This is a genomic window from Streptomyces sp. NPDC008137, assembly GCF_042957035.1.
GTDB lineage: Bacteria > Actinomycetota > Actinomycetes > Streptomycetales > Streptomycetaceae > Streptomyces.
On the sequence record NZ_JBIBHN010000072.1, the window covers coordinates 1 to 1413 of the forward strand.

At 55.8% G+C, this 1413-nt stretch carries 1 rRNA gene; it reads left to right on the plus strand.

Going from position 1 to position 1413, the window contains the following annotated elements:
- Positions 1 to 1392 (plus strand): 23S ribosomal RNA (locus ACFZBT_RS40770); the annotation flags it as partial.
- Positions 1393 to 1413 lie beyond the last annotated feature (21 nt).

Below are 1413 nucleotides of genomic sequence, written 5' to 3' on the forward strand. Positions count from 1 at the left end.
CTGAGACCTGATGCCGAGCCGATTGTGGTGAAGTGGATGATCCTATGCTGTCGAGAAAAGCCTCTAGCGAGTTTCATGGCGGCCCGTACCCTAAACCGACTCAGGTGGTCAGGTAGAGAATACCGAGGCGTTCGGGTGAACTATGGTTAAGGAACTCGGCAAAATGCCCCCGTAACTTCGGGAGAAGGGGGGCCACATCCGGTGATGAGCTTTGCGCTCTGAGCTGGGGGTGGCCGCAGAGACCAGCGAGAAGCGACTGTTTACTAAAAACACAGGTCCGTGCGAAGCCGTAAGGCGATGTATACGGACTGACGCCTGCCCGGTGCTGGAACGTTAAGGGGACCGGTTAGTCAAGATTCGTCTTGGCGAAGCTGAGAACTTAAGCGCCAGTAAACGGCGGTGGTAACTATAACCATCCTAAGGTAGCGAAATTCCTTGTCGGGTAAGTTCCGACCTGCACGAATGGCGTAACGACTTCTCGACTGTCTCAACCATAGGCCCGGTGAAATTGCACTACGAGTAAAGATGCTCGTTTCGCGCAGCAGGACGGAAAGACCCCGGGACCTTTACTACAGTTTGATATTGGTGTTCGGTTCGGCTTGTGTAGGATAGCTGGGAGACTTTGAAACTCGCACGCCAGTGTGGGTGGAGTCGTCGTTGAAATACCAGTCTGGTCGTGCTGGATGTCTAACCTGGGTCCGTGATCCGGATCAGGGACAGTGTCTGATGGGTAGTTTAACTGGGGCGGTTGCCTCCTAAAGAGTAACGGAGGCGCCCAAAGGTTCCCTCAGCCTGGTTGGCAATCAGGTGTTGAGTGTAAGTGCACAAGGGAGCTTGACTGTGAGACCGACGGGTCGAGCAGGGACGAAAGTCGGGACTAGTGATCCGGCGGTGGCTTGTGGAAGCGCCGTCGCTCAACGGATAAAAGGTACCCCGGGGATAACAGGCTGATCTTCCCCAAGAGTCCATATCGACGGGATGGTTTGGCACCTCGATGTCGGCTCGTCGCATCCTGGGGCTGGAGTCGGTCCCAAGGGTTGGGCTGTTCGCCCATTAAAGCGGTACGCGAGCTGGGTTTAGAACGTCGTGAGACAGTTCGGTCCCTATCCGCTGTGCGCGTAGGAATATTGAGAAGGGCTGTCCCTAGTACGAGAGGACCGGGACGGACGAACCTCTGGTGTGCCAGTTGTTCTGCCAAGGGCATGGCTGGTTGGCTACGTTCGGGAGGGATAACCGCTGAAAGCATCTAAGCGGGAAGCCTGCTTCGAGATGAGTATTCCCACCTCCTTGAGAGGGTAAGGCTCCCAGTAGACGACTGGGTTGATAGGCCGGATATGGAAGCACGGTAACGTGTGGAGTTGACCGGTACTAATAGGCCGAGGGCTTGTCCTCAGTTGCTCGCGTCCACTGTGT